Raw genomic sequence first — 19448 nt, 5'->3', positions numbered from 1 at the left:
CATCCGTAACGTCAGAAGAGGGTGCCCTCTTCGGGCCCCTCCAGCTCCTTCAGCAGCTCCGGCCCGTTGTTGCGGACGTTGCTGACGGCCGTGGAGACGGGGTACGCGCGCATCAGCCCGGGGGGCGGCGGCGCGAGCAGTTCGCGCAGGCCGTCGACGTCCGTACGGGCCGGGTCGAGCCAGGCGTCCCAGCGGTCCTGCGTGAGCATCAGAGGCATCCGCGGGTGGATCTCGGCGAGGGCGTGCGGACCCTCGGCGGGCGCGACCGCGAGGGGCGAGGTCTCCGCCTCGGTCGTGATGACCGAGCACGTCACCCACCAGGCCAGGGGGTGGTCGTCGGAGAGCGTCTTGTCGCGCCAGAACTCGTACAGCCCGGCCATCGCGAAGACCGAGCCGTCGGCGGGGAGCACGAAGTACGGCTGCTTGCGCGGCCGCTTCTTCTTGCCCTCGACCTCCAGATCGCGCTCGCCGGCCCCGGTGACCCACTCGTAGTAGCCGTCGGCGGGGATGATGCAGCGCCGGGCGGCGAAGGCGCGGCGGTACGAGGGCTTCTCGTGCACGGTCTCCGCGCGGGCATTGATCATCCGGGCGCCGCCCTCGGGCGTCTTGGCCCAGGACGGCACGAGCCCCCACCTGAGCCTGCGCAGCTGGCGAACCGGTTTCGGGCTGTCGGCGTCCTTAAGGGGACGGTCCAGGACGGCGTAGACCTCCTTGGTCGGGGCCACGTTGTAGTCGGGGGCCAACGTCTCCTCGGGCTCCCACTTCTCGACCTCAAAGATTCCTGCGAGATCCTCGGGCCTACGACTCGCTGCATACCGTCCGCACATACGTGCCACACTGCCAGATTCCGCCACACCTGAGGGAGCCACCGCAGACAATGGACAGCACCGCATCCACCTCGCTGGCCTCGCTCTGGGACCAGGTCTCCGGCACCCAGCCGGACCCGGATCTGTGGGTGGTGATCGCCACCATGGTCGCCGCCCTCGCGGTGATCGTCCCGCACGGCGTGTGGCGCGTCTCCCGCAACGCCATCACCATCGCGCACGAGGGCGGCCACGGCCTGGTGGCGCTGCTGACCGGGCGCAGCCTCAGCGGCATCCGGCTGCACTCCGACACCAGCGGCCTCACCGTCAGCCGCGGCAAGCCCACCGGCCTCGGCATGATCCTCACCGCCACCGCGGGTTACACCGCTCCCCCGCTGCTCGGCCTCGGCGGTGCCGCGCTGCTCGGCGCGGGCCGCATCACCCTGCTGCTGTGGCTGGCCACGGCGCTGCTCATCGCGATGCTGGTGATGATCCGCAACGCGTACGGGGCGCTCACCGTGATCCTCACCGGCGGCATGTTCCTGGTGGTGTCCTGGCTCGCCGGACCCCAGGTGCAGGCGGCGTTCGCGTACGCCGTGGTGTGGTTCCTGCTGCTCGGTGGCGTCCGCCCGGCCTTCGAACTCCAGGCCAAGCGCAGCCGCGGCGGCGCCGGCGACTCCGACGCCGACCAGCTCTCCCGCCTCACCCACGTCCCGGCGGGCCTGTGGCTGTTCCTGTTCCACACGGTGTCCCTGTGCTCACTGATAGGCGGCGGCCGCTGGCTGCTGCGGGGCTGACTTTTCACACGCCCCGCAAAGGCGCCCCGTAAAGGGCGCGGGGCTGTGACATACGCGGCGGCATATGCGGCTCCGCCGCGCGGGCGCGACCAGCCACGATGCACCCGCAGCAGCGGACGACCCGCATTCCCCGGCCAAACCCGGCGGAGCGAACCCCCACTAAAGTGGAGCCCATGACCGCGAACCCCGCCCACACCGCCCTCTGGCCCGCCCCGCACGCGAGCGGAGCCGTCGACGCGACGGTCCACGTGCCGGGGTCCAAGTCGGTCACCAACCGCGCCCTGGTCCTCGCCGCGCTCGCCTCGGAGCCGGGCTGGCTGCGCCGCCCGCTGCGCTCCCGCGACACGCTGCTGATGGCGGGCGCGCTGCGCGCGATGGGCGTCGGCATCGAGGAGACGGTGGCGTCCAGCTCCACGGTCGCCGCGGGTCCGGACGCCTCCGGCGAGGCCTGGCGGGTCATCCCCTCGGGCTTGCAGGGCCCAGCCACGGTCGATGTCGGCAACGCGGGCACCGTGATGCGCTTCCTGCCCCCGGTCGCCGCCCTCGCGGACGGCCCCATCCGCTTCGACGGCGACCCGCGGTCGTACGAGCGCCCCCTGAACGGCGTGATCGACGCGCTGCGCCTGCTCGGCGCCCGGATCGACGACGACGGCCGCGGCGCGCTGCCGCTGACCGTGCACGGGGGCGGCGCCCTGGACGGCGGCCCGGTCGAGATCGACGCGTCCTCGTCCTCGCAGTTCGTCTCGGCCCTCCTCCTGTCCGCGCCGCGCTTCAACCAGGGCGTCGAGGTCCGGCACATCGGCTCGACGCTGCCCTCCATGCCGCACATCCGGATGACGGTCGACATGCTGCGCGCGGTCGGCGCCCAGGTGGACACCCCGGAGTCGGGAGGCGAGCCCAACGTCTGGCGCGTCACGCCCGGCGCCCTGCTCGGCCGCGACCTGATCATCGAGCCGGACCTGTCGAACGCGCAGCCGTTCCTGGCGGCGGCCCTGGTGACCGGCGGCACGGTCGTCATCCCCGACTGGCCCGCGCGCACCACCCAGCCCGGTGACCGGCTGCGGGAGATCTTCACCGAGATGGGCGGTTCCTGCGGACTGACCGACAACGGCCTGGAGTTCACCGGTTCGGGTGCGATCCACGGCATCGACGTGGACCTGGGCGAGGTCGGCGAACTGACCCCGGGCATCGCCGCGGTCGCGGCCCTCGCCGACTCCCCCTCCACGCTCCGCGGCGTTGCCCACCTCCGGCTGCACGAGACGGACCGGCTGGCCGCGCTCACCAAGGAGATCAACGAGCTCGGCGGTGACGTCACCGAGACCGCCGACGGCCTGCACATCCGCCCGCGCCGACTGCACGGCGGCATCTTCCACACGTACGACGACCATCGGATGGCCACCGCCGGTGCGATCATCGGGCTGGCGGTGGAGGGCGTCCAGATCGAGAACGTGGCGACGACGGCCAAGACCCTGCCGGACTTCCCTGACATGTGGTCCGGAATGCTCGGGAACTGACGGGCGGACCGGGATCATGCGCCGCTACGGCAAGAACACCGACGAGGACGACATCCGCCAGCGCCCGAACCGCAAGGGCAACCGTCCCCGTACGAACATCCGCCCCAAGCACGAGGAAGCCGTCGAGGGCATGGTCCTCACGGTCGACCGGGGCCGGCTGACCTGCCTCGTCGAGGACCGCGTGGTCATGGCGATGAAGGCCCGCGAACTGGGCCGCAAGGCCGCGGTGGTCGGCGACCGCGTCGCCATCGTCGGCGACCTGTCCGGCGAGAAGGACACCCTCGCCCGTATCGTCCGCATCGAGCCGCGCAACTCGGTGCTGCGCCGCACGGCCGACGACGACGATCCCTACGAGCGCGTGGTCGTCGCCAACGCCGATCAGCTCGCCATCGTCACCGCCCTCGCCGACCCCGAGCCGCGCCCGCGCCTGATCGACCGCTGCCTGGTCGCGGCGTACGACGGCGGCCTGGAGCCCTTGCTGGTGCTCACCAAGTCCGACCTCGCCCCGCCGGACGAACTCCTGGAGCTGTACGGGGCGTTGGGCGTCCCATACGTCGTGACGAGCCGCGAGGAGCTGGAGAGCGGCGCGGCGGTGGACCGGGTGCGCAAGCAGCTCGACGGCAAGATCACGGCGTTCGTCGGACACTCCGGCGTCGGCAAGACGACCCTGGTCAACGCGCTGGTCTCGCAGGAACGGCGGCGCAGCACCGGCCACGTGAACGCCGTCACGGGCCGCGGCCGGCACACCACGACCTCGGCGCGCGCCATCCCGCTGCCGGGCAGCGAGGGCTGGGTCATCGACACCCCCGGCGTCCGCTCCTTCGGCCTGCACCACGTCGACCCGTCGCGGGTCATCCACGCCTTCCCCGACCTCGAACCCGGCACCGAGGGCTGTCCGCGCGCGTGCAGCCACGACGAACCGGACTGCGCGCTGGACCAGTGGGTGGCGGACGGGCACGCGGACCCGCAGCGGCTGTACTCCCTGCGTCGGCTGCTGGCGACGCGGGAGCGCACGGAGGGCGACTGAGTCCCTTGAGCCTTGTGACCTCCGCGTTGTTTGCGTGGGCGGCCCGTCGGTAAGTGCTTAGCCGGTCGGTAAATGCATAATCGCACCAAGCCGGACCCAAGCCAGACCAGACGAAGCAGTCGACGTGCGGACGCGGGAGGAACGAAACATGGCGTGGCTGCTGGTCGTTGTGGCGGGACTGCTCGAAACCGGCTTCGCCGTCTGCCTCAAGCTCTCGCACGGCTTCACCAGACTCTGGCCGACGGTCGCCTTCTGCGTCTTCGCCCTCGGCAGCTTCGGTCTGCTGACCCTCTCCCTGCGGAAGCTCGACGTCGGCCCGGCGTACGCGGTGTGGACCGGCATCGGCGCGGCCGGCACCGCGATCTACGGCATGATCTTCCTCGGTGACCTGGTCTCCGTCCTGAAGCTCATCTCCATCAGCTTGGTGATCATCGGCGTCATCGGCCTGCAGCTGTCGGGCTCGGCCCACTGACCCCGCCTCAGATCACCTTCCGTACCCGCGGGAAGTGGCAGGCGGCCCCGTCTCCCGCGAGGACGGGCACGTCATGGGCGCACCGCCCCCGATCCTCCTCGGCGAGTGCGGCATGCAGCGGGCAGCGCTCCCGGAACCGGCAGCCGTCGTAGCGGCGCGTCGGGCTGGGCGGGTCCCCGGCCAGCAGGATGCGGGTGCGCTGCCGCCGCCGCTCGCGCTCCGGGTCGGGCAGCGGTACGGCGGACAGCAGGGCCTGGGTGTACGGGTGCCGGGGCCGCTCGAAGACCTCCTCGACCGGGCCCGCCTCGACGGTCCGGCCGAGATAGACGACGCTGACCCGGTCCGCGATGCGCCGGACGACGGACAGGTCGTGCGAGACGAAGAGATACGCGAGCCCCAGCTCGTTCTTCAGCCGGTCCAGCAGGTCGAGGACGCCGGCCTGGACGGAGACATCGAGCGCCGACACCGGTTCGTCCAGTACGAGCAGTTCCGGCTCGACCGACAGTGCCCGCGCGATGCCGACGCGCTGGCGCTGACCGCCGGAGAACTCGTGCGGGAAGCGTTCCGCGTGCGCCGGGTCGAGCCCGACCTGGGTGAGCAGTTCGGGGACGCGCCGGGCGACGGTGGCCCGGTCGGCGCCCTGGGCGCGCAGTGGCTCGGCGACGATGTCGCCGACCGGCATGCGCGGGTCGAGGGAGACCATCGGGTCCTGGAAGACGATCTGCACCCGGCGCCGCAGCGCCTTCAGCCCGGCCTTCCGCAGGGTTCCGAGCCGCTGCCCGAACAGTTCGACCGTCCCGCCCTCCGGCGCGGCGAGTTCGAGCAGTTCGAAGAGGGTCGTGGACTTCCCGGACCCGGACTCCCCGACCAGGGCGAGCGTCTCCCCGCGCCGGATGTCGAGGTCGACGCCGTCGACGGCGTACACACTTCCGACGCGCCGCTTGAACGCGCTCCCCTTGAGGAGGGGGAAGGTCTTGGTGAGACCGCGCACCTTCAACACGGGCTCGGTCTGCGGGAGTTCGGTACGGGGGCGGGCGCCGGGCTCGGGACGGGGGCGGGCGTGGTCGAGGCGCGGTACGGCCCCGAGCAGCTTGCGTGTGTACGCCTCCCGCGGCCGCCCGAAGACGTCGACGGCCGTCCCCGACTCGACCACCTCCCCCTCGTACATCACCGCCACCCGGTCCGCCATCCCGGCGATCACCCCCAGGTCGTGGCTGACCAGCAGCACGGCGGCGCCGGTCTCCCGCTGGGCCGTGCGCAGTACGTCGAGGATCTGGGCCTGGATGGTGACGTCCAGGGCGGTGGTCGGCTCGTCCGCGAGGATCACGTCCGGTTGGTTCGCCATCGCCATGGCGATCATGGCGCGCTGGCGCATCCCGCCGGAGAACTCGTGCGGGAACGCCCGCGCCCGGGACGCGGGGATACCGACGAGGTCGAGCAGTTCGCCGGCACGTTCCCGGGCGCGCTCCCTGGACACGTCCTGATGCGCCCGTACGGCCTCCGCGATCTGGTCGCCGATCCGGTACACGGGGGTGAAGGCGGACAGCGGGTCCTGGAAGACCATGGCGACACGGCTGCCCCGGATGCGGGTCAACTCCCTTTCCCGGGCTCCGAGCAGCTCCTGTCCGTCGAGGCGTACGGACCCCCGTACGGTCGCGCCCGCGGGCAGCAGCCCCAGGACGGCGAGCGCGGTGGCGGACTTCCCCGACCCCGACTCGCCCACCAGGCCGAGGACTTCGCCCCGGGCCAGCGAGAAACTCACGTCACGGACGGCGGGCCGGCCGTCGAAGTCGACGTCCAGAGAGACCACTTCGAGCACCGAGGGCGTCACCGGCCCAACTCCCGCTTCTCCTTCTTCCTCCCCTTCAGTGAACGCTTCTTCCCCTTCCGTGAACGCGCGGTCGGGTCCAAGGCGTCCCGCAGCCCGTCCCCCACCAGGTTCACCGCCAGCACGAACACCACCAGCAGCCCGGCCGCGTAGAAGAACATCCAGGGGTACGTCACCGCCGCCCCGGTCCCCGAGGCGATCAGCGTGCCGAGCGACACGTCGGGCGGCTGCACCCCGAACCCGAAGTACGACAGCGCCGTCTCGCTCATCACGGCCCCGCCCACCGCGATGGTCGCGTCGATGATGAGGAAGGAGGCGACGTTGGGCAGCACATGCCGCCAGATGATCCGGAACGGACCGACCCCCATGAACCGTGCCGCGCGCACGAATTCGCGCTCCTTCAGGGACAGCGTCATCGACCGCACCACCCGCGCGGTGATCATCCACCCGAAGACGGCGAGCAGCCCGACGAACGCGACCCAGCCACCACCGCGCAGCCGCGGCGAGATGATCGCGATGAGGAGAAAGGACGGGAAGACGAGCAGCAGATCGACGAAGAACATCAGCACCCGGTCGGTCCATCCGCCGAAGTACCCGGCACAGGCGCCGACGAGCGAGGCGAGCCCGGTCGAGAAGACCGCGACCAGTAACCCGATCAGCAACGACTTCTGCAGCCCCCGCACGGTCTGCGCGAACACGTCCTGCCCGATCCGGTTGGTCCCCCACCAGTGCTCGGCGCTGGGCCCCGAGCGCAGCGCGGTGTAGTCGATGTGGCTGTACGACCACGGGGTGACGTACGGCCCGACGAAGGCCAGCAGGAAGAGCAGCACGAGGACGACGGCCCCGGCGAGGGCGCCCCGGTCGCGTACGAAGCGGCGCAGCACGACGGTCCCGCGCCCCACCGGACGTACGGCCGCCGTGGGAGTGAGCGTGGCCGTCATGACACCTGCCGGATGCGCGGGTCGAGCGCGGCGTGCAGCACGTCCGCGAAGAAGCCGGACAGCAGGACGGTCACCGCGGCGAACACATTGACGGCGACGACCGAGTTGACGTCGTTCTTGCCGACCGAGGACACGAACCACTCCCCCATCCCGTGCCACCCGAAGATCGTCTCAGTGAAGGTGGCACCGGTGAAGAGCGCGAGGAAGCCGTACGAGAAGTACGTCGACATGGGGATCAGCGCCGTCCGCAGCCCGTGTTTGAGCAGCACCGCCCGCCGGCTGAGGCCCTTGGCCCGCGCGGTGCGCAGATAGTCGGAGCCGAGGACGTCGAGCATGGTGCTGCGCTGGTAGCGGCTGTAACTCGCGATCACGCCGAGGGCGATGGAGATCGTGGGCAGCAGCAGATGCACGCTTCTGTCCCTGAGGACCGTCCAGAAGCCCGAGTCGACTCCGGGGCTCTTCTCGCCGGTGAACCGGATGAGCTCGGTGCCGGTCTCCTGGTTGAACCAGATGGCGCCGGTCTTGAGCAGCACGGCGAGCAGGAACACCGGGGTCGACAGCAGCACGAAGGAGCCGAGGGTCAACAGGCGGTCGGAGAGCCGGTACTGGCGTACGGCGGTCCAGGCGCCCGCGAGGACTCCGAGGGCGGTACCGGCGAGGGTGCCGGCCAGGAGCAGCCGCAGGCTCACGCCGATCCTGCGGCCGAACTCGGCGCCCACCGACGTACCGTCGATCGTCTTCCCGAGGTCGCCGTGCAGCGCGCCGCCCGCCCAGTGCAGGAAGCGGCCGAGCAGCGGCTGGTGGTCGTTGACGCCGACGGCCGTGAGGTGGTGGTCGACGGCTGCCGGGGAGAGCGGGGGCTGCCGCCCCTCGTAGTACGCGCGTGGGTCCAGCGCGAGCGAGGCCAGCAGGTAGGAGAGGCAGACGGCCGCGAGCAGCAGTACAGCGTAATAGCCGAGGCGTTTGGCCAGGAAGGCGGCCACGGTGCTGTCCTCCCGGGGCGTCGGTGTCCACGGTCAGCTTGACCGTGTTCTGCCGCAGCCGCACAAAGAGTGCATGACAAGGCCGGAATTCGACTCCTCCGGGGCCGGACCGACGTGGCTCGACGACTCAACGACTCAACGACTCATTGCACTCCCAGCCGGTGCGGCGCGAGCAGCGCGGCCTTCACCAGGTCCGTGACCCCGCCCTCGGCGGGCGGCGCCGCCACGCAGGACAGGGCGAGCCGGACGACGAGTTCGCAGGAGCGGGCCAGCTCGCTCGCGTCCGGCCTGGAGGTGGCGGGCCCGGAGAGCGTGGCCACCGCACGGTCGCGGACCAGCGCCACGAAGTCCGCGGGCGACGGCAACGGCCCGTCCGCCCGCCGCTGCGCCGGCACCGCGGACGACGACGGCACCGCCGACAGCGTCGGTGAGGGCAGCCGCTCGCTCCAGCACCCGGTCAGCATGGCCCGTACAAGTGCATTGCTGCGCGCCGCCGACGTGATCCACTCCGCGGTCGCGACCAGCCGCTCGCGCGCGTCCGCGTGGGCGGCCAGCGCACGCTCGACACCGGCGAGATAGCCGTCGGCCTCCCGCCGTACGAGGGCGCGTGCGAGTCCTTCCTTACTGCCGAACTCGTTGTAGAGCGTCTGGCGGGACACACCGGCCACGGCGGCGACGTCGACCATCCGCACCATGGACCACGGGCGGCGTGCGAGCGCCGTATAGGCGGCGTCCAGAAGGGATTCCCGCGCTGCAGGCATCTTTCGCCTCCCTGGGGCGAGCGGGCGGCACTGCAGCTCAGATTTGACGCGCACACGAGCACTGTCAAGGGTTCGCGGCGGCGTTGAGGGGCGTACGGCGTCGGCCGCGCGCCGCGGTGATCAACCGGACCGTACGACGGGGGCGACCACAGGGCGCGTACGACCGCGCCCCGATGCGCCCCGGGCTCCCTGACCGCACCCGATGATCCCCCGGCCCCCTGACCGTGCCCGATGATCCCCCGGACTGTACGGCTGTGGCCCGATGATCCCCCGGGCCGTATGGCTGTGGCCCGAGTGGGCCATATACGGTGCAGTCATGCCCGACTACCGCGATGACCTGCGCCTGGCCCATGTCCTGGCGGACGCCGCCGACGCCGCGACGATGGACCGGTTCAAGGCGCTCGACCTCAAGGTCGAGACCAAGCCGGACATGACGCCGGTGAGCGAGGCGGACAAGGCCGCCGAGGAGCTCATCCGCGGCCATCTCCAGCGGGCGCGCCCGCGTGACGCGATCCTCGGCGAGGAGTACGGCATCGAGGGCACGGGCCCGCGCCGCTGGGTGATCGACCCGATCGACGGCACCAAGAACTACGTCCGCGGGGTACCCGTCTGGGCCACGCTGATCTCGCTGATGGAGGCGGGTGAAGGTGGCTATCAGCCGGTCGTCGGGGTGGTCTCCGCGCCCGCGCTCGGCCGCCGCTGGTGGGCGGCGAAGGGACACGGCGCCTTCACCGGCCGCAGCCTCTCCGCCGCCTCCCGCCTCCAGGTCTCCCGCGTCTCCCGGATGGCCGACGCGTCCTTCGCGTACTCCTCCCTGTCCGGCTGGGAGGATCAGGGCCGTCTCGACGGCTTCCTGGACCTGACGAAGGCGGTCTGGCGCACCCGCGGATACGGCGACTTCTGGCCGTACATGATGGTCGCCGAGGGCTCGGTCGACATCTGCGCGGAGCCCGAGCTGTCGCTCTGGGACATGGCGGCGAACGCGATCGTGGTGACCGAGGCGGGCGGTTCCTTCACCGGCCTCGACGGCCGCCCGGGCCCGCACAGCGGCAACGCCGCCGCGTCGAACGGCATGCTCCACGACGAGATGCTGGGGTATCTGAACCAGCGGTACTGAGGGCGATTCCTGGGTAAGCCCGACTGGCGTGGGGCTCCTGAGTAACCCCGGGCGCCCCGAACTCACCACACGCGCCCCCTTGTTGACTCTCCCTTTAACTGCGACTCTGAGAGTCCCCCCACTTGTGAACATGTGAATCCGTGCGCAAGCCCATCGGCCCTGCCCATTGGCTCTGTCCATTGGCCCTGCCCGTTGGTCCTGCCCAGCGGATTCGTAGGAGGTGGCTCCGACCATGCTCGTCCGCGACGCCATGAGCACGGTGATCCTCACCATCGGCCCAGCACACACGCTCCGCCAGGCGGCCTGCCTGATGTCCTCCCGCCGCGTGGGCGCGGCCGTCGTGCACGACGAGGACGCCGGCGGCCTCGGCATCCTCACCGAGCGCGACATCCTCAACTCACTCGCCCTCGGCCAGAACCCCGACACCGAGACCGCCGACACCCACACCACCACCGACGTCGTCTTCGCCGCCCCCGTCTGGACCCTGGAGGAGGCCGGGGCGGCGATGGCACACGGCGGCTTCCGCCATCTGATCGTGCTCGACGGCAACGGCCCGGTCGGCATCGTCTCGGTCCGCGACATCATCCGCTGCTGGGCGCCGACGCGGCAGCGCGCAGGTGCCCTGACGGGCTGAAACGCGACGGTGCCTGTACGGACAAGGCCCGCACAGGCACCGCACGAAACCGCAACCATCAATTGAGGAACCCCCACGGCGAGCAACCACATCCGCGAGAGCGGCGCCGGTTCAGGCGCAAAGGGGGCGCAGGGCCTGGACCGCGGCCTCCAGCCGCTTGCCGAAGTCGCCGTCCGCCTGACGGAAGTTGTTGATCGCGCGCTCGGCGATGTCGTCACGGGAGACCTTGGCGATGAAGCCCGCCAGGCTCTCGATCAGACGGCCCCGCTCGTCCTCGGACATCAGGCGGTAGAGGTTGCCCGCCTGCACGAAGTCGTTGTCCTCGGCGTGGGTCGGAGCCTCGGTGGCGCCGGTGTGGCCGGTCACCGCGATCGGCTGCCACAGCGGCCTGTCCGTCTGGAACGGGCCGCCGAAGCTGTTCGGCTCGTAGTTCTTCGCGCCCTTGTGGCGGCCGTCGTACAGGAAGCCGTCCCGCGAGTCGGTGCGCGCCTCGGTGGCGTGCGGGCGGTTCACCGGCAGGTGGTCGGCGTTGATGCCGACGCGGTAGCGGTGCGCGTCGCCGTACGCGAACAGGCGCCCCTGCAGCATCTTGTCGGGCGAGGGGCCGATACCCGGCACGAAGTGCGCGGGCGAGAAGATGGACTGCTCGACCTCGGCGAAGATGTTCTCCGGGTTGCGGTTGAGCTCCAGCTTGCCGATCTCGACCGGCGGGTAGTCCTCGTGCGGCCACACCTTGGTGAGGTCGAACGGGTTGAAGCGGTAGTTCGCCGCCTCGGCCGCCGGCATGATCTGCACCTGCACGGTCCAGGACGGGAACTCACCGCGCTCGATGGCCTCGCGCAGGTCGCGCTGGTGGGAGTCGGGGTCCTCACCGGCGAGCTTGTTGGCCTCGGCCTGGGTGAGGTTCTTGATGCCCTGGTCGGTCTTGAAGTGGTACTTGACCCAGAAGACCTCGCCGGCCTCGTTGTTCCACTGGTACGTGTGCGAGCCGTACCCGTTGAGGTGCCGGTAGGAGGCGGGGATGCCACGGTCGCCGAAGAGCCAGGTCACCTGATGCGTGCTCTCCGGGCTCAGCCCCCAGAAGTCCCACACGTTGTCGGCTTCCTGTGAACCGGTGTACGGGTCGCGCTTCTGCGTGTGGATGAAGTCGGGGAACTTGATGGCGTCCTTGATGAAGAACACCGGGGTGTTGTTGCCGACGAGGTCATAGTTGCCCTCTTCGGTGTAGAACTTCAGCGCGAAGCCGCGGGGGTCACGAACGGCGTCCGCGGAACCGAGGTTGCCGGCCACCGTCGAGAACCGCAGGAAGGTCTCGGTCTGCTTGCCGACCTCGGAGAGGAACTTCGCGCGCGTCCACTGCGAGACGTCACGGGTCAGCGTGAAGGTGCCGTACGCGGCGGCACCGCGGGCATGCACGATCCGCTCCGGGATGCGCTCACGGTTGAAATGGGCGAGCTTCTCCAGCAGCAGCTGGTCCTGAACGAGCACCGGGCCGCCGACGCCCGCGGTCTCGCTGTTCTGATTGTCGGCCACCGGCGCGCCGGCCTCCGTCGTAAGCGGTCCCTGCGTCACGTGCGCCTCCTGCGTCGTCCCAGGCCAGTCCTGCCCCTTGGCCAATACCGAACTCGATCCTACAATGGACAATGTCTAAGTCAAGCTGGCATCTAAAGTCACACCCATTCGGGATCTGGTCCCCTTGCTGTTAAGCTGCTCTGTATGAGTGACCTGTTGGAACGACTGCGCGGACGCGGCTGGCGAATGACCGCGCAGCGGCGTGTCGTGGCCGAGGTCCTCGACGGCGATCACGTCCATCTGACGGCCGACGAGGTGCATGCGCGCGCCGTCGCCAAGCTGCCCGAGATCTCCCGGGCGACCGTCTACAACACGCTGGGTGAGCTGGTCTCACTGGGCGAGGTGCTGGAAGTCGCCACGGACAAGCGCGCCAAGCGGTACGATCCGAACGCGCACCGCCCGCACCACCACCTGGTCTGCGCCCGGTGCGGCGCGATCCGCGACGTCCACCCGAGCGGCAACCCGCTCGCCGACCTCCCCGACTCGGAGCGCTTCGGCTTCACGGTCTCGGGCGTAGAGGTGACGTACCGGGGCATGTGCCCCAACTGCGCAGCAGTCTGACCTTCTGATTCTGAAGCCCCGGCTCCCTTGACGGACGCCGGGGCTTCTCATTGAGCGCTTGCGCGCACGGGAACGCCGAAGGGCCCGGATCTTAACGATCCGGGCCCTTCGGGCTTGAGTAGCGGGGACAGGATTTGAACCTGCGACCTCTGGGTTATGAGCCCAGCGAGCTACCGAGCTGCTCCACCCCGCGTCGGTGAACTGAACATTACGTCAACCGGGTGGACAGTGCAAATCGCATATCCAAACCCCTCACAGCCAACAGCAGCCCCGCCAACCATCCCATCAGCCACTCCACGGCCCGCCCGGCCCACCCTCCGGCCCACCCCGGCACCATTCTCGGCGCAGGCCTGCACCATCGAGCCCGTCCGGCACTTGAGGACGAGCCCTTCGGGCGAGCGGGAGGCCAGGGGGCGCAGCCCCTTGGCGAGGTCCGGGGCGCAGCCCCTTGGCAGGGATGGGACGGGTAGGGGCGGCGGGGGCGAAACCCGGCGCATCCCCACTCAGCGATGCACCGTCACGCGGACAACTCCTGCCGCAACGCATCCCGCAACCGAGCCGCCCGCTCAGCCACCTCCGCAGGCCCCAGCGTCACCGCCCGATCAGCCCACCGCTGCCCCTCCGCCAACTCCCCCCGCCGCGCATACACGAGGGCAAGCCGAAGCGCCGCCCGCCCATGCCCCGCATCCGCGGCCCGAGTCCACCACAGCGCCGCCTCCGGCTCGCTCCCCTCCCGAGCCAGCAGCAGCCCCAGATTGAACGCCCCGTTCCGAGACCCGGCCTCCGCGGCCGACCGGTACCACCGAGCCGCCTCCACCACGTCACCCCGAGCCGCGGCGAGCATCCCGACCCGCACCTGCGCCCGCCGATGCCCCTGGGAGGCAGCCCGCTCGTACCACTCCTCGCACTCGCTCTTCTCCTGTGCGGGCTCCCCGAGCTCATGCGCGGGCGCCGGCGGCCGCCGAGCGTCGAGCACGGCGGCCAGCCGGTACGCGGCCTCCGCGCTGCCACCCCCCGCCGCGCACCGCAGATGCCGCTCCGCCTCCCGCTCGTCCCCGTCCCGCAACCGCGCGATACCGACCTGCAGCGCCGCCTCGGTGTGCCCGGCGGCAGCCGCCCGCTCGTACCAGCGCAGCGCCGCCTCCTCGTCCTCCTCGGCCCCCCGCCCGGCATGCAGAATCCCGAGGTTGAACGCGGCGTCCACGCTCCCGGCCTCCGCGGCCTTGGAGAACCACGGTTCGGCCCCGGCCGAGTCCCCGACCTGGAGCAGCAAGATCGCCAGAGCGTTCGCGGCCTCACGGTGCCCGGCGTACGCGGCCTGCCGGTACCACTGCTCGGCCTGCGCGGTCCGCCCCTGCTCGGCACAGAGCAGCCCGAGGTTGTACGCGCCGTTCACATCACCGGCGTCCATGGCGGCGCGGTACCACCGCTCGGCGGTCTGTGTCTCACCGCGCTCGGCGTGCAGCGCGCCCAGCGCGTTCGCGGCGTTCCCGTCCCCGTCCTGCGCGGCCCGCAGCCACCACACGGCGGCGCTCTCCGTGTCCCCCGCGTCGCGCAGCAGGAAGCCGAGCGCGCAGGCGGCCCGCGCCTCACCGTCCTTGGCGGACGTCAGATACCAGCGCCCGGCCTCCTTGAGGTGGCCCCGCTTCTCCAGGATCGCCCCGAGGTGCAGCGCGGCCCGCCGGTGCCCGCGCGCGGCGGCCTGCCGGTACCACTGCTCGGCCTCTTCACCGGCGGCCCCTATGACCCCGATGACACCGTTGTCAGCCCTGCCCTCGCACGCGTCCGCGGCCTTGCGGTCGAGCGTGCGCGCGAGCCGGTACGCGGCCTCGCGGTGCCCGCGCTCGGCGGCCGCCCGCATCCACTGCTCCGCGCCGACGTCACTGCGGTGCTCCAGCAGATCGGCGAGCGCGTACGCCCCGAGCGCGTGGCCCTGCTCGGCGGACTGGCGCAACCAGTACTCGGCGGCGGGCTCGTCGCCCCGCTCCCGGTGGTAGCGCCCGAGCGCGTGCGCGGCGGCCGCGGAACCGGCGACGGCGGCGATCCGCCACCATCCGGCGGCCTCGTCGGTGTACCCGCGCTGGTGCAGGAGGACACCCAGATTGTTGGCGGCGGCGCGGTCACCTGCGGCGGTGGCAGCGCGCAGCTGCGGCTCGGCTCCGTCGAGATCACCGCGGCGCAGCAGCATCGCCCCGAGGACACTCATCGCCTCGACGTCGCCGGCTTCGGCGGCGAGCCTCTGGCGCGCTTCCTCCGCAGCCTCGCCGGTCTCGTCCCGGCCGGAAGGCTGCGCAATGCCCGAAGGCTGCACAAAACGCCCTGTCTCCAACAGAGTTGCCTTGTCCCCCATAACGTCCATCGTCGCACCACCTGCAACCTGGGTACACCTGGTATACCGCAGTCAGTGAGGTCACTTCAGCGTTTTGTCGACATGCCCACAGAGAGACAAGTCAAACACAGTTTTCCCAACTCCCCACGGATGGAGGAGTCTTCGGGCGCGTCGCCGATCACCCCCGTACGTACTGCGCGTACGCGTCGTCCGCACGTCGTCATACGGCCGCAGTACACGCGTCCACACATGGCGAAGGCCCGGATCCTGGAGGATCCGGGCCTTCGCGTTTCAGTAGCGGGGACAGGATTTGAACCTGCGACCTCTGGGTTATGAGCCCAGCGAGCTACCGAGCTGCTCCACCCCGCGCCGTTGTGTTTCAACCGTACCACGGCGCGGAGTGGCCTCTGACCAGCAGCTGGATCAGCCGCCGCCCGAGCTGCTACCGCCGCTGGGACTACTACTCGGACTGCTGCTCGGACTACTGCTGGGGCTGCTACTCGTGCTGCCGCCCTTGCTGCCGCCGCTGCCGCTGGTCTTGTCGGCCTTGGTCTGTGCGTCCTCGGCCCGCTTCAGCGCGTCCTGAAGATCCTTCTGCGCCTGGCCGTACGCCGTCCAGTCCCCCTTCTGGAGGGCTTTCTGGCCCTGGTCGAAGGCTTTCTGGGCGTCATTGAGCGCCTGTTGGACCGTGGGATTGCTCGACGTAGGCGGATTGCCGGTCCCCTGATCGGAGGACGGGGCGGTCGAACCGTCCGCCCCGAAGACCTTGTTGAGCGCCTTGTCGAGCGTGTCCTCGAAGGCGGTGCTGCCTCCGTAGGTCACCAACACCTTGCGCAGCAAGGGGTACTTGAGGTCACCACCGCGTACGTAGACGGGCTCCACGTAGAGCAGTCCTCCGTCGAGCGGAACCGTCAGCAGGTTGCCGTACTCGACCTTGGAGTCGCCACGCTCCAGGAGGCTGATGGACTCGGCGATGGACGGCTCGGAGTTGAACTGGCTCTGTACCCGTTTGGGTCCGTCGATGGTTTTGCCGGTCGGCAGCTTCAGGATGGTGATCTTGCCGTAGTCGCTCGTGCCCGCCTCGGCGTTGACGGACATGAAGGCGCTCAGGTTGTCCCGGCCGTTCGGCGTCATCGTCGTCGTCAGAGAGAAGGCCTGGGAGTTCTCGCCCGGCAACTTCATGCTCAGGTAGTACGGCGGCACGGCGTCGCCCGACTTGTTGGTCGGTTCATCCGGGATCTGCCACACCTCACTGCCGCTGAGGAACGTCTGCGCGTCCTTCACGTGGTAGCGGGTGAGCAGCTCGCGCTGGACCTTGAACAGGTCCTGCGGGTACCGGAGATGGTCCATCAGCGAGGCGGAGATGTCGGTCTTGGGCTTGACCGTGCCCGGGAACGCCTTCATCCAGGTCTTCAGGACCGGGTCCTGGGTGTCCCACTGGTAGAGCTTGACCTCGCCGGTGTACGCGTCGACGGTCGCCTTCACCGAGTTGCGGATGTAGTTCACCTGGTTCTGCTGGGCCACCACCGCGCGCTGGTTGTTGGCCGCCGTCAGCGAGTCCGCCGTCGTGTCACCGAGGGTGGTGCGGGAGGCGTACGGATAACCGTTGGTGGTGGTGTACGCATCGACGATCCACTGGATCTTCCCGTCGACCACGGCCGGGTAGGCGTCGCCGTCGATGGTCAGCCAGGGGGCCACCGCCTCGACCCGTTCCTTGGGAGTGCGGTTGTAGAGAATCCGCGAACCCTCGCCGATCGCGCCCGAGTACAGGATCTGCGGCTCGCCGAACGCCACCGCGTAGGCGGCCCGGTTGATCGGGTTGGAGAGGCTGACCCCGCTCTTGCCCTGGTAGCTGGTGGTCTTCTCACCGCTGTCGTCGGAGTAGTCGATCTCCTTCTGGGGACCGCCGACGATCGAGTACTGCGTGGTCTTCTCGCCGTAGTAGATCCGCTGCCGGTACGCTCCGAGGTCGCCCTTGGACGGCAGGTCGTACTCGGCGAACACCGGGCGGCCCTCAGCGTCGGCTTCGGTGCCGTTGGCCGCGACCACGCCGTACCCGTGGGTGTAGCGGAAGTGGTCGTTGATCCAGTTGTGCTTCGGAATGCCGTTGAGGTTCAGCTCACGCAGTCCGATGACCGTGTCCTGGGCCTTGCCGTCCTTGGTCTTGTAGCGGTCGACGGCGAGGTTCTGCGGAAACCCGTAGTAGTTGCGCACCTGCTGGAGCTGCTGGAACGTCGGTGAGACGACGTTCGGGTCCATCAGCCGGATACTCGCGACGCTTTCGGCGTCGTCGCGCAGCTTGGTCTTGTCCTTGGTGTCGCTCGTACCGGAGTAGTCGGTGACCTGGGCGTCGTCGATGCCGTACGCCTGACGCGTCGCCTTCAGGTTCTTCTCGACGTACGGCGCTTCCTTGGCCTGCTCGTTCGGCTGGACCTGGAACTTCTGCACGATCGCCGGGTACAGGCCGCCGATGAGGATCGCCGAGAGGACCATCAGGCCGAAGCCGATGACGGGAAGCTGCCAGGTACGCCGCCACAGGGTGGCGAAGAACAGCAGCGCACAGATGACGGCGATGCAGAACAGGATCGTCTTGGCGGGCAGATAGGCGTTGGCGTCGACGTACCTGAGGCCCGTCCAGTTTCCGGTCGCCTTGAAGTCGCTGGACTTCACGGCGAGTCCGTACCGGTCGAGCCAGTAGGCGACCGCCTTCAGAGCGACGAAAATGCCCAGCAGCACCGACAGATGCCCGGTCGCCGCGGCCGTGGCGCGCGCTCCCGGGGAGGTGATCCTGAGCCCTCCGTAGAGGTAGTGCGTAAGCGCGGCGGCGATCAGCGAGAGCACGGCGGCGGCGAAGCCGAAGCCGAGCAGGAAGCGGTACCAGGGCAGGTCGAAGGCGTAGAAGGAGACGTCGAGGTGGAACTGGGGGTCCTTCTGGTGGAAGGGAACCCCGTTCACCCACATCAGCCACGTGCGCCACTGGCCCGAGGCCGACGCGCCGGCGATCAGCCCCACCAGGGAGGTGATGGAGAGAAGCAGCCACCTCTTGTAGGGCGCGATGCCCATCCGGTAGCGGTCGAGGCTCTGCTGCTCCATCGACATGGCGCTCAGCGGCGGACGCAGCCGGTGGGCCAGCCAGATGTTCACGCCGACCGAGGCCGCCATGATCAGGCCGAAGACGAAGAAGAGCCCGATCTTGGTCCACAGGGTGGTCGTGAAGACCGACGAGTAGTGAACCGACCGGTACCAGAGCCAGTCCGTCCAGAACCCCGCGAACATGACGAAGGCCATGGCCAGCACGGCCAGCACGCCCAGTGTCACGAGCAGGGTCCGGACACGCCGGGAGGGTCGGCCCACTCTGATCCGTGGCCCCGTCGGGCCTCCGCCGCGGTCCGGCATCTGGAAAGCCAAGGTGCGCACCTCGAAGTCGCTGTTGATCCGTCAGGCCCCCGTGAACGCGGACCATAGGTCAGGCTCCGTGATCGTGGAGCCTCATCTATGCAACTTACTCACGCTTTACTCGGTTCCCGGTTCCGGGTACGAACGAGGCAGGATTGTGACCATGTCCAACACTCCCATGGCAGCGAGCCCGCTCACCCGGGCCGTACTCGAGATCGACGAGTACGCCTCCGGCCTCGGCTGGGACCAGCCCGCTCGCCTCTTCGCCCTCGTAGACACCGCACGGCTGCGGGCCCAGGAACCCGGCCTCGCGGCCCAGCTCGGCCTGCAGGACGAGCCCGAGACCACCGGTCTCACCCCCATCGAGCAGGACGAGATCCCTGCCGACAAGCCGCTGGACGAGTTCCTCGGCACCATCGCCTGGCCGGACGCCGTGGTCGGCTGCGCGCTCACCGTGGAGCGGCTGATGCTGCCGCCGTCCGCGGAGGCCTCCGTTCCGGAGGGCCTGAGCGAGAAGAAGCTCACGAGGTGGGTCGCCGAGCACCCCGACCGCCAGGAGGTCCGCATGACGGTCGGCGTCCTGCGCAACGGCACCCGCGACTCGGCACTGCGCCTGCGCGAGAAGGACGCGCCGACCGAGGTCCTCACGGGGGCGGGTCTGGTGCCGGGCCTGGCGGAGGCACTGTCGGCGACGTTCGCGGACTGACGTCCGG

The 19448-nt window shown here is 70.0% G+C and carries 16 protein-coding genes and 2 tRNA genes; 8 read left to right on the top strand and 10 right to left on the bottom strand.

The window, feature by feature from the left end; genetic code table 11:
- Window positions 1–11 precede the first annotated feature (11 nt).
- Window positions 12–827, bottom strand: a complete 816-nt coding sequence (locus OG747_RS29235; RefSeq protein WP_405882365.1) for an SOS response-associated peptidase — start codon at window positions 825–827, stop codon at window positions 12–14.
- 50 nt (window positions 828–877) lie between these two features.
- Between OG747_RS29235 and OG747_RS29230 the strand changes: the two genes are divergently transcribed.
- The 4 genes from OG747_RS29230 to OG747_RS29215 all read left to right on the top strand — a co-directional run bounded on the left by OG747_RS29230 (window position 878) and on the right by OG747_RS29215 (window position 4613).
- Entirely contained in the window at window positions 878–1600 is a 723-nt protein-coding gene (locus OG747_RS29230) for a M50 family metallopeptidase (protein ID WP_405882364.1), read from the top strand.
- A gap of 173 nt (window positions 1601–1773) precedes the next feature.
- Window positions 1774–3114: a 3-phosphoshikimate 1-carboxyvinyltransferase gene (aroA, locus tag OG747_RS29225; protein ID WP_405882363.1), complete on the top strand. Its 1341-nt coding sequence runs from the start codon at window positions 1774–1776 to the stop codon at window positions 3112–3114.
- Window positions 3115–3130: 16 nt separating this feature from the next.
- A complete protein-coding gene (gene rsgA, locus OG747_RS29220; RefSeq protein WP_405882362.1) occupies window positions 3131–4141 on the top strand; it encodes a ribosome small subunit-dependent GTPase A in 1011 nt (336 codons plus the stop codon).
- Window positions 4142–4289: 148 nt separating this feature from the next.
- Window positions 4290–4613 carry a DMT family transporter gene (locus tag OG747_RS29215; RefSeq protein WP_405882361.1) on the top strand — a complete coding sequence of 108 codons (324 nt, stop codon included), beginning with the start codon at window positions 4290–4292 and terminating at the stop codon, window positions 4611–4613.
- A gap of 7 nt (window positions 4614–4620) precedes the next feature.
- Here the strand turns inward: OG747_RS29215 and OG747_RS29210 are convergent, their stop codons facing one another.
- The 4 genes from OG747_RS29210 to OG747_RS29195 all read right to left on the bottom strand — a co-directional run bounded on the left by OG747_RS29210 (window position 4621) and on the right by OG747_RS29195 (window position 9126).
- Window positions 4621–6444 (bottom strand): dipeptide ABC transporter ATP-binding protein, encoded by a 1824-nt coding sequence (locus OG747_RS29210; RefSeq protein WP_405882360.1) that lies wholly within the window; start codon window positions 6442–6444, stop codon window positions 4621–4623.
- Window positions 6441–7382 carry an ABC transporter permease gene (locus OG747_RS29205; RefSeq protein ID WP_405882359.1) on the bottom strand — a complete coding sequence of 314 codons (942 nt, stop codon included), beginning with the start codon at window positions 7380–7382 and terminating at the stop codon, window positions 6441–6443. Before OG747_RS29205 ends, OG747_RS29210 begins: the two co-directional genes overlap by 4 nt.
- Window positions 7379–8365, bottom strand: coding sequence for an ABC transporter permease (locus OG747_RS29200; protein WP_405882358.1), 987 nt, complete (start codon window positions 8363–8365; stop codon window positions 7379–7381). Before OG747_RS29200 ends, OG747_RS29205 begins: the two co-directional genes overlap by 4 nt.
- Before the next feature lie 143 nt (window positions 8366–8508).
- On the bottom strand, window positions 8509–9126 hold the full coding sequence (locus OG747_RS29195) for a TetR/AcrR family transcriptional regulator (RefSeq protein WP_405882357.1): 618 nt from the start codon (window positions 9124–9126) through the stop codon (window positions 8509–8511).
- Window positions 9127–9442: 316 nt separating this feature from the next.
- Between OG747_RS29195 and hisN the strand changes: the two genes are divergently transcribed.
- Together hisN and OG747_RS29185 are read left to right on the top strand one after the other, a co-directional pair.
- Window positions 9443–10243 (top strand): histidinol-phosphatase, encoded by an 801-nt coding sequence (gene hisN, locus OG747_RS29190; RefSeq protein WP_405882356.1) that lies wholly within the window; start codon window positions 9443–9445, stop codon window positions 10241–10243.
- A gap of 232 nt (window positions 10244–10475) precedes the next feature.
- Window positions 10476–10877 carry a cyclic nucleotide-binding/CBS domain-containing protein gene (locus OG747_RS29185; RefSeq protein WP_405882355.1) on the top strand — a complete coding sequence of 134 codons (402 nt, stop codon included), beginning with the start codon at window positions 10476–10478 and terminating at the stop codon, window positions 10875–10877.
- 111 nt (window positions 10878–10988) lie between these two features.
- On the opposite strand, the gene OG747_RS29180 is transcribed toward OG747_RS29185, so the two are convergent.
- Window positions 10989–12449: a catalase gene (locus OG747_RS29180; RefSeq protein WP_405882354.1), complete on the bottom strand. Its 1461-nt coding sequence runs from the start codon at window positions 12447–12449 to the stop codon at window positions 10989–10991.
- Window positions 12450–12593: 144 nt separating this feature from the next.
- On the opposite strand from OG747_RS29180, the gene OG747_RS29175 reads away from it, so the two are divergent.
- Window positions 12594–13010 (top strand): Fur family transcriptional regulator, encoded by a 417-nt coding sequence (locus OG747_RS29175; RefSeq protein ID WP_405882353.1) that lies wholly within the window; start codon window positions 12594–12596, stop codon window positions 13008–13010.
- Window positions 13011–13129: 119 nt separating this feature from the next.
- Here OG747_RS29175 and OG747_RS29170 read toward each other — a convergent pair.
- The 4 genes from OG747_RS29170 to OG747_RS29155 all read right to left on the bottom strand — a co-directional run bounded on the left by OG747_RS29170 (window position 13130) and on the right by OG747_RS29155 (window position 18735).
- Window positions 13130–13203: transfer RNA gene (locus OG747_RS29170), tRNA-Met, on the bottom strand.
- Between the two features lie 324 nt (window positions 13204–13527).
- Window positions 13528–15369, bottom strand: a complete 1842-nt coding sequence (locus OG747_RS29165; protein ID WP_405882352.1) for a sel1 repeat family protein — start codon at window positions 15367–15369, stop codon at window positions 13528–13530.
- A gap of 265 nt (window positions 15370–15634) precedes the next feature.
- Window positions 15635–15708, bottom strand: a tRNA-Met gene (locus OG747_RS29160).
- A gap of 54 nt (window positions 15709–15762) precedes the next feature.
- A complete protein-coding gene (locus tag OG747_RS29155; protein ID WP_405885731.1) occupies window positions 15763–18735 on the bottom strand; it encodes a UPF0182 family protein in 2973 nt (990 codons plus the stop codon).
- Window positions 18736–18898: 163 nt separating this feature from the next.
- Here OG747_RS29155 and OG747_RS29150 point away from each other — a divergent pair, with 163 nt between their 5' ends.
- Window positions 18899–19441 carry a PPA1309 family protein gene (locus tag OG747_RS29150; protein ID WP_405882351.1) on the top strand — a complete coding sequence of 181 codons (543 nt, stop codon included), beginning with the start codon at window positions 18899–18901 and terminating at the stop codon, window positions 19439–19441.
- Window positions 19442–19448: the final 7 nt, after the last annotated feature.

It is taken from the genome of Streptomyces sp. NBC_01384 (assembly GCF_045040035.1).
GTDB lineage: Bacteria > Actinomycetota > Actinomycetes > Streptomycetales > Streptomycetaceae > Streptomyces.
The sequence above is the reverse complement of the archived record's forward strand: the minus strand, read 5'-3'. Positions and strand labels throughout refer to the sequence as shown.